This is a genomic window from Streptomyces sp. NPDC054863, from assembly GCF_053610825.1.
The window spans coordinates 1-9,255 of the sequence record NZ_JBSGZD010000309.1 but is presented as its reverse complement, the minus strand read 5'-3'; the positions used below and the strand labels follow the sequence as shown (position 1 = coordinate 9,255).

The 9,255-nt window shown below is 74.6% G+C and carries 5 protein-coding genes; 1 reads left to right on the top strand and 4 read right to left on the bottom strand.

The genetic code is table 11. The annotated features are described in order from the left end of the window. Positions 1-149: 149 nt before the first annotated feature. The 4 genes from ACWGIG_RS33225 to ACWGIG_RS33210 all read right to left on the bottom strand — a co-directional run bounded on the left by ACWGIG_RS33225 (position 150) and on the right by ACWGIG_RS33210 (position 5,712). Positions 150-944: a hypothetical protein gene (locus tag ACWGIG_RS33225; RefSeq protein ID WP_453325408.1), complete on the bottom strand. Its 795-nt coding sequence runs from the start codon at positions 942-944 to the stop codon at positions 150-152. 341 nt (positions 945-1,285) lie between these two features. Further along, complete coding sequence (gene prfB / locus ACWGIG_RS33220; protein WP_453325407.1) at positions 1,286-2,392, bottom strand: peptide chain release factor 2; 1,107 nt, start codon at positions 2,390-2,392, stop codon at positions 1,286-1,288. 175 nt (positions 2,393-2,567) lie between these two features. Beyond that, positions 2,568-3,830 (bottom strand): serine/threonine-protein kinase, encoded by a 1,263-nt coding sequence (locus ACWGIG_RS33215; RefSeq protein ID WP_453325406.1) that lies wholly within the window; start codon positions 3,828-3,830, stop codon positions 2,568-2,570. Positions 3,831-4,017: 187 nt separating this feature from the next. Further along, entirely contained in the window at positions 4,018-5,712 is a 1,695-nt protein-coding gene (locus ACWGIG_RS33210) for a serine/threonine-protein kinase (RefSeq protein WP_453325405.1), read from the bottom strand. A 601-nt stretch (positions 5,713-6,313) separates the two neighbouring features. Here ACWGIG_RS33210 and ACWGIG_RS33205 point away from each other — a divergent pair. After that, on the top strand, positions 6,314-9,255 hold a 2,942-nt coding region (locus tag ACWGIG_RS33205; RefSeq protein ID WP_453325404.1), incomplete at its 3' end, for an FHA domain-containing protein.

Here is a 9,255-nt window from a genome sequence, read left to right as displayed (position 1 = left end):
CCCCTCTCTTCTGTCGCTGTGCGTGCCTGCCGCTGCCCGGCTCGGCGCCGTGCGTACCCGCCGCCGCTGCCTGCTCGTCGCCGGTGCGCGCCCACCACCGCTGACTGCTCGGTGCTGTACGTGCTCAGCGCCTGCCGTGGCTGCGGGGGTCAGGCCGCGTTGCCGCCACGGCCGCCCAGGCGGGGCAGGAAGCGGAAGGCGACGCCGCCCGCGATCATCGTCGCGGCGCCGGCCAGCAGGAGCGTGGTGTCGCCCGCACCGGTCGCGGCGAGCTCGTCCTTCGGCTTGGCCTGCTCGACGGGACGGTTGGCGATGCTGTCGACGTCGGTGTTGTCACCGGTGCCGCCGGACTGGCCGGTGTTGTCGTTGCCACCGTTGCCGCCGGTGCTGCCGGGAGCCGTCGGGTCGCCGGTGGGCGGCTTCGTCGGGTCGGTCGGCGGCTTCGGGTCGTCCGTCGGCGGAGGCTTGGGCTTGTCCGTCGGCGGCTTCGGGTCGGTCGGGTCGGTCGGCGGCTTCGGGTCCGAGGGGTCGGCCGGGTCCGTGGGATCGGTCGGCGGCTTCGGGTCCGAAGGGTCGGCCGGGTCGGTCGGGTCGGTCGGCGGCTTCGGGTCCGTGGGATCGGCGGGGTCCGCCGGGTCCGCGGGGTCGGCCGGGTCCGCAGGATCGGCCGGATCGGCCGGGTCCGCAGGGTCGGCGGGGTCCGCCGGGTCGGCAGGGTCCGCAGGATCAGCGGGATCGGCCGGGTCGGCAGGGTCCGCGGGATCGGCCGGGTCACCCGGGTCCGCCGCGTTGATACCGGCGTTGATCTCCACGCCGAGGCCACCCTGGGCGTCCGTGCCCGTACCGGCGGCCTGGGCGACGCCCGCGACGGTCAGCGACGCACCGGCGGCGATCACCGCGCCGGCGGCGATCCGCGCGACGCGGACGCGCATCTTGTTGGTCATCTGGTTGCTACCCCCAGTAGCTGGCTGAGCTCTTCGAAATCGAGTCGATGGAGCAGCAATGCAGGGGCAACGGCTTTGGCGGGGATGTCAGTTCACGGGACCGCCTCTCAAGAGGCCGCCCGCTCGCCCCCGTTCACACCCGCCCCAGACATACGCATGCTGCCCGCCACACTCCCCCAGCCCTCAGATTGACGTCAAGGTCGTTCCGGGCGTTGTGTCGGATTTACGAACACTTGCCCGCACGATGTGCACAGCACCCTGACATGTCCACCCCTTGCGCCGGGAACGCGAAAGCGCCGGACCCCGTCAGGGTCCGGCGCACACGCACTGATTGTCGCGCTCTACTTCTCCTGCTGCTTGCGCCAGCGGATGCCGGCCTCCAGGAAGCCGTCGATCTCGCCGTCGAGGACACCCTGCGGGTTGCCGACCTCGAACTCCGTACGGAGGTCCTTGACCATCTGGTACGGGTGCAGGACGTACGAACGCATCTGGTTGCCCCAGGAGTTGCCGCCGTCGCCCTTGAGGGAGTCCATGAGCGCCTGCTCCTCCTGGCGGCGGCGCTCCAGCAGCTTCGCCTGGAGGACGTTCATGGCGCTCGCCTTGTTCTGGATCTGGGAGCGCTCGTTCTGGCAGGAGACGACGATGCCGGTCGGGACGTGCGTCAGGCGCACCGCCGAGTCGGTCGTGTTGACGCCCTGGCCGCCCGGTCCCGACGCGCGGTACACGTCCACGCGCAGCTCGGACTCGTCGATCTCGACGTGGTCGGTCTTCTCGACGACCGGGAGGACCTCGACACCCGCGAAGGAGGTCTGCCGGCGCCCCTGGTTGTCGAACGGCGAGATGCGCACCAGCCGGTGCGTGCCCTGCTCGACCGACAGTGTGCCGTAGGCGTACGGCGCCTTGACGACGAAGGTGGTCGACTTGATGCCGGCCTCTTCGGCGTACGACGTCTCGTAGACCTCGGTGGAGTAGTTGTGCCGCTCGGCCCAGCGCAGGTACATGCGCTGGAGGCGCTCGGCGAAGTCGGAGGCGTCGACGCCGCCCGCTTCCGCGCGGATGTTGACGAGGGCCTCGCGCTCGTCGTACTCGCCGGAGAGGAGGGTGCGGACCTCCATCTCGTCCAGCGCCTTGCGTACGGAGACGAGCTCGGACTCGGCCTCGGCGAGGGCGTCCGCGTCGTCCTCGTCGGCGGCCAGCTCGAACATCACCGCGACGTCGTCGATCCGGCCGCGCAGCGCCTCGGTCTTGCGGAGCTCGGCCTGGAGGTGCGAGAGCTTGCTGGTGATCTTCTGGGCGGCATCGGGGTCGTCCCACAGGGACGGCGCCGCGGCCTGCTCTTCGAGCACGGCGATGTCGGCCCTCATCCTGTCGAGGTCCAGGACGGCCTCGATCGACCCCATGGTCGAGGAGAGGGACTTCAGCTCTTCGGATACATCGACGACTGCCACCGCACCAGCGTAACCGGTACGGGCTCGGAGCCGGTCCGGGCACCCTTTCCGCGGGCATCGCCGGCCCGGACGCCTTCAGCCCGTCCGGCGTTTGAGGACGCGCGGCGCAGCCGTGCACGGGGCTCGGCCCCGGACATCGGCCCCCACCGGTGCGAGCCGTGCTGCCCCGATCCCGCTACGGCCCGACCGTCTCCGACCGGCTGACCCCCGGTCCCGAACCGGGCCCCGGCGCCGTCCCCTCGTCCGCCGACGAGACGACCAGCCACCCGCCGACGCCCACCGCCGCCAGCAGCACGACCCCCGCCGTCGTCATGATCAGCCGCCGCTTCCGCACCTCCGACCGGTGCCGCGCCGACCCCGGCCGCCGGTCACCGGCCGTCCGGGGCACCCGGGCCGTGCCCAGCGGGCCGCCCGCCAGCTCGTCGGGGGCGGGCACCCGCATCGACGTGTGTGTGTCCCTGTTGGACGAGTCGAGCGTCGTACCGGGCACAAGCGGAACCGCTCCCCGGCGCGGCTGCGGGTCCTCCTGGACCCCGGCCCCACCCTCGTACGCCACCGAATCCGTCGGCATCTGCGGCTCCGAGTCCGGCTCGTCCACGTCCAGCGGTGCCATCCCCACCAGCAGTGGCAGCTGCTCACGCAGCCCGGCCGCCAGCTCCGATGCCCGCAGCCGCGAGGCCGGAGCCTTCGCGAGGCACTGCACTATGAGCTGCCACAGCTCCTCCGGGATCCCCGGAAGCGGAACGACCGTCTCGGTCACGTGCCGACGCAGGACCGCCCCCGGGTGCCCCCCGCCGAACGGCGTGAAGCCCGCGAGCAGCTCGTACAGGACGGTCGCCAGCGCGTAGATGTCCACGGCCGCACGCGGCGGCAGACCCTCGACGATCTCGGGGGCCAGGTAGTCCGGCGTACCGATGATCTTCGTGGCCTTGGTGCGGCGCGGGGTGTCGATCAGCTTGGCGACGCCGAAGTCCGTGAGCAGGGCCGGATGCGCACCGCCGGGACCGAGCGGCCCCTGCATGTCGAGCAGGACGTTCTCCGGCTTGACGTCGCGGTGCACGATCTGGGCCGCGTGCGCGGCGGCGAGACCGTCGGCGATGTCGATGGCGATGGCGACCGCCGCCTCGGGGGCGAGTCTGCGCTCGCGGTCGAGGCGGGTGCGCAGGTCGGTGCCCCGTACGAGATCCATGACGAGCGCGAGGTCGTTGCCGTCGACGACGAGGTCGCGCACGGCGACGACGTGCGGGTGGTCGAGCTTGAGGAGCGCGGTGCGCTCCTGGACGAAGCGTCCGACCAGCTCCTGGTCGGACGCGAGGTCCTCGCGCAGCATCTTGATGGCGACGGGCCCCTCAGGACCCTCGCCGAGCCATACCGTGCCCGCGCTGCCCCGCCCCAGGATCTGGTGGGCGGTGTACCGGCTGCCGATTTTCCGTGCCAAGACTGCTCCCTCAGCGGCTGGCGTCGGCCCTCAAAGTACGCCGCCGACGAAGCGTTGAGTGCCCAGGATGGCCCCTGAACGGCGTCAATCCGCACTTCCGGGGGTGAATCCACCCCCGGAAGTCGACATGTCTCCTCACTGAGCACCCGGCACTCCGTGCCGACGCCCCGTGCCCCCCTTGCCCGGGCTACGGCTTGGAGCCGCCCAGGTTCTCGAAGAATTCCTTGACGCTGGTGAACATGTCGCCGATCTGGGCGAAGAAGCCCTTCGTGGTGCCGATCCACTCCTGGAGCGGGGTCAGCTCCCAGACCAGCCAGGACGCGACGAACAGCAGGACGAGCGTGAACAGACAGCCCTTGAGACAGCCGAGGCCGGGGATCCGCATCGGGTTGGCGCTGCGGCGGCGCGGCTCGCGCGGCTCACGCGGCGGCCGGGGCTCGCGCGGGGCGGGCCCCTGGGGCTGCTGGGGCTGGGGCGCGTACTGCTGCTGCGGGGGCGGCTGGGGCTGGTAGTGCTGGGGGGCGTAATTCTGCGGCTGCTGCCGCTGGGGCGGGCGCTGCTGCTGCGGCGGGTACTGCCGCTGATTCTGCTGGTGCTGAGGCGGCATCGGGGGCTGCTGCCCGCGCTGCGGCTGGCGCTGCGGGCGGCGCCTCAGCGGGTCCTGGCTGGGGTCCAGGTACTGCACGGAGGTCTGCTCGTTGCGGTCGCGGGCCGCGCGCAGCTGGTTCTGCCAGGGGTGCGGGTCCTCGGGCCCGGCCCCGGACGGCGAACCGGCGGGCGCTCCGGCCGGGTGCGGCGGCACCGGCGGCATGACGGCGGTCGGGTCGGCGGCGCCGCGCGGGCCGTTGCCCCCGCCGGTGGAGGGCAGCACGCTGGTCGCGCCATTGGGGTCGTACGATCCCGCGTTGCTCGGCAGCACCTGCGTCGGATCGGCCTCGTTCACCGAGCCGGTGTCCGGCACGGGTGCGGGCGCCGGGTCGGGCGCGAGCAGCGCGCCGACGCCCATGGCCGCCTCGACCTGCGCGGACGTGGAGTGCACGCCGATTCCGGCGGCGACAGTACGCAGCGCACGGGCCAGGTTCTCGGCGCTGGGCCGCTCGTCGGGCTCCTTGCGCAGGCAGCGCTCGATGACCGTCCACAGGGGTTCGGGGACGGTCGTGGGGCGGCGCGGCTCCTCGCTGAGGTGCCGGTGCAGCACCTCCAGGGCGGTGCCGCCGGCGAACGGGGGCCTGCCGGTGACCAGTTCGTACATCAGGATGCCCGCGCCGTAGATGTCGACGGCGGAGGTCTGCGGGCGGCCCTCGGCGGACTCCGGCGCGACGTAGGCCGGCGTACCGACGAACTCGTGGGTGCGGGTGAGGCCCGGGGAGTCCGCGAGGCGGGCGATGCCGAAGTCGGTGAGCATCGGGTGCATCGCGCCGTCGCGCTCGTCCAGCAGTACGTTCGCGGGCTTGAGGTCGCGGTGGACGACGCCGTCCGCGTGGCTCGCGGCGAGGGCGTCGGCGATCTGCGCCGTCAGCAGAGAGGCGGCGACCGGCGTGAAGGGCCCGTTGTCGCGGAGGTAGCGGTGCAGGTCCGGACCGTCGATCAGGTCCATGACGAGGGCGAGGAGATCGCCCTCGACGACGAGGTCGCGGGTGCGCACGATGTTGGGGTGGGTCAGCCGCAGGAGTACGGAGCGTTCGCGCAGGAAGCGCATCACCACGTCCGCGTCGTTCGCCAGCTCCTCCTTGAGGACCTTGATGGCGACGGTCTCGCCGGGCTCGCCCGCGACGGCCGCCTCGGCTCCTGCGGTCTCCCGCTGGCGGGCCCGCCAGACGGTGCCCGTGGCTCCGCGCCCGAGCGGCTGCTCAAGCAGGTACTTGCTGCCTACCGGCCGCACTCTTGCACTCCCTGCTGGTCGGTGACTGACCCTGATCGTGGTTCGCGTATCGGACCGGGTTCACGTATCGGACCGACCGATACTCCCGCTGCCGGATATTCCGGTTGCCCAACTCTAGTGCCGCCGAACGGGGCACAGGCCGAACGCTCGTCCCGCATCCCGGAACAAGCGGCGGAAGGCGTCCCGTACCCGGTGCACACGTGTTCCCGGGAAAGACGCTCATGCCTTGCGGATGGTTGCCGCACACCCGTGCGGGGTGTGTCACTGCCGTTCGGTGCGCCGCCCCGGAACTGTCGGCGGACCGCCCCGGCGACTGTCCGAGCGTGCCTCATACAGGCTCTTTTGCGTCCACAGTCGACCATTCAAGATCACTTGGCGACGGGCGGCGGACAGGTTGTCAGTGGCAGGTGCGAGGATGCCATCAGCACAGGCCTCTGGGGTAGTCGAGGGCGCACGAGTCCCTCAACACCCCGTGGTGGGTGCCGACCTGTACCGGACGACGCGTCCGTGCCGGGTGGGGGACTTCGCGGGGGCGGCGGGCTGGACGGCTCCTCCTCGGCCCCGCCACCGGGCACCGCGCGCAGAAGGGACCGCTGACGCGATGCAGATCCGGCTGACCGTCCTCGCGCCGCGCAGCGGCCAGAGCAGAGTGACGACCTCGGGGGGCCCGGCACCCGGGGCCGCTCCGGGCGCCCCGGCGCCGGGGGCCCCCGGACCCGCGCCCCGGGCCGCCGCCGCGGTCTGCGACGTGCTCGTGACCGCGCCCGCCGGGACCGCGCTGGCCGCGGTCGCCTCCGGTCTCGCCGCCGCCGTGCAGGGCCAGGGCAGCCCGGAGACCACGGGCGCGGTGGTGGTGTACGCCGGGCGCGAGCGCCTCGACGCACAGCGCTGCGCGCTGGGCGAGCCCCCGCTGGTGGACGGCGCGGTCCTCCGCCTCCAGGCCCCGGCGGACGAAGAGGCCCCCGAGCTGTCCGACCTGGCTCAGCTCCAGGTGGTGGCGGGCCCCGACGCGGGCGGCGTGCACCTGCTGCACGGCGGGCAGATCCGGATCGGCCGCTCCGCCGACGCGGACGTACCGCTGGACGACCCCGACGTGTCCCGGCTGCACTGCACGGTGACGCTCACCGAGGACGGCCGGGTCACGGTCGCCGACCTCGGCTCGACGAACGGCACGACGCTGGACGGCTCGGACGTCGGCGCCCGCGAGGTCCGCCTCGCGCCCGGCGCCCTGCTGCGGGTCGGCGAGTCCGCCCTGCGCCTCGCGCCCGCGGGCGCGCACGGCACGGCGCTCTCCACGGCCCCCGACGGCGAGGGCCACCTGCGCGTGGCCAGGACCTCCGCCCCCGCCCCCGCCCCGTCCCCCGGACGGTTCGGAGGCGGCGCCGCGCACCACAGGGTGAGCGGCCGAGCGGCGGAGTCGGCCGGCAACGGCCCCCGCCAGGGGAGTTACGGCACGGTGCCCGCCCAGGGCTCGGGCCCCGACGCCCGCACCGACCCGGCCGACGGCCACGGGGCGTACGGCATCGGGACGGGCCCCGGCGGCGCGGAAGCGTCCTACGACCACGGCACGCCGGGCCGGGCCGCCGGGGGCTCCGGCGGGCACCCCGCCGGTCCCGGGCGCCCCACGGCGCCCCCGGCGGGCAGCGGGCAGGGCCCCTTCGCCGGGGCTGGCGACCGTACGCACGGATCGGGGCGGGTCGTCGAGACGGGCGGCCGGGGCACCGACCACGGCGCGGCGGCCGGGGCACGCACCGGGCGCGGGGACGAGCGCGGAGGAGACCGCAATGTCGACCCCGCCAACGACCGCGCCCTCGACGGCGCCGGCGACCGCAGGGACGAGCCCCGGCGGCGCGGCGGCATAGGGGGCTGGGCACGGCGCCTCGCCGGAGGCCGCGGCGAGGCCACGCACGACTACGCGGGCGGCTCCGCGGACACGGCGCCCCCGCACACCGCGGCCACCGGCTCCCGGTCCGCCGCGGCATCGTCCGGAACCGGCGACTCCGCTGCGCGGAGCGGTGCACACACCACCGGCAGCGCCTCCGCCGTGGCCCCCGACACCTGGCCCGACGCCGCGACGCTGCTGCTCACCGCGCTCCAGCCCGGCCCCCGGCTGTGGGAGCGCGGCCCCGCGCACCCGGAGTCCCTGGTGCTCCGGCTCGGCACGGCGGACCGGTCCGCGCCCGGCGGCGCGGGGACGTTGCCCGCGGTCCCGGTGACCGTGGGCCTGCGGGAGGCGGGTGCGCTGGGCCTTGCCGGGCCGCGCGCCCGGCTGGCCGGACTGGCCCGTTCCGTGGTGGCACAGCTCGCCGCGCTGCACTCCCCCACCGATCTGGAGATCGTCCTGATCAGCGCGGACCGTGCGCGCTCGACCGAGGAGCGGACCCAGGAGTGGGGCTGGCTCGGCTGGCTGCCGCATCTGCGCCCGGCACACGGCCAGGACTGCCGGCTGCTCCTCGCGTACGACCGCGACCAGGCGTCCGCCCGCGTCGCCGAGCTCGTACGGCGCACGGAGGAGGGACCGCTCGACCCGGGCGGTCCGCGCACGGTGGTGATCGTCGACGGCGACCCCGGCTCGGCCGGGCTGCGCGAGGCGACGGCCCGGCTCGCCGCGCACGGCGCGGCGCACGGCATCCACCTGCTGTGCCTCGCGGAGACGGCAGCCGCTTCCCCCCTCTCGCCGGTGGAGGCGACGTACGGCGCGGCCTGCGCGGCGTCGCCCGCCTTCCGCGAGTGCGGAGCGGCGGCGCTGCTCAGCGGCGACGTCGCCACGGCGGTACGGGTGCTGCGCACCTCGGGCGGGCAGAGCGCGGGGCACGGCACCCTCGCCTCGGTGGACGCGGTGTCGGCGGCATGGGCGGAGCGCTTCGCCCGGGCCCTGGCCCCGCTGCGTACGGACGCGGCGGACGCCACGGGACAGGTCCAGGGATACGGCACGGGCGGCACGGCGTCCGGCGGCAGGCCGGGCCGGCTCTCGGCCGCCACCCTGCCTCCGACGGCCCGCCTGCTGGACGAGCTGGGCCTGGCCAGGGCAACTCCCGCTTCGCTGATGGCCCGTTGGGCCGCGGCTGCCGACGACGAGCAGGCCCCGGGCGCCACGCGCGCGTGGGCGGTGCTCGGGGCGGGCCCGCGCGGCCCGGTCTGCGCGGACCTGGCGACCGACGGACCTCACCTGCTGGTCGAGGGACCTGCGGGCAGCGGTCGTACGGAGCTGCTGCGTTCGGCGGCGGCCTCCCTGGCGGCGGCGGCCCGGCCCGACCGGCTCGGTCTGATCCTGGTCGACGGCGCGGGCGGCGACCGCGGCGACGGCCTGCGCGCCTGCACCGAACTCCCGCACGTCTCCACGCACCTGGTGGCATCGGACCCGGTGCGGATGCGTGAGTTCGCGCAGGCCCTGGGCGCCGAGCTGAAGCGCCGCGACGAACTCCTGGGCACCCTGAACTTCGCCGACTGGCACGCGGGCCGCACCCAGCCCTCCTCCCCGGATCCCGATACCGCCGCGGGCCACCTGGTGGGGCAGCGCCGGGGCCCGGAGTCCTCCCGGAC

Bases quoted from the DNA above. Each gene is read 5' to 3' on its own strand.
- ACWGIG_RS33225 (WP_453325408.1), bottom strand. From the start codon at position 944: ATGACCAACAAGATGCGCGTCCGCGTCGCGCGGATCGCCGCCGGCGCG.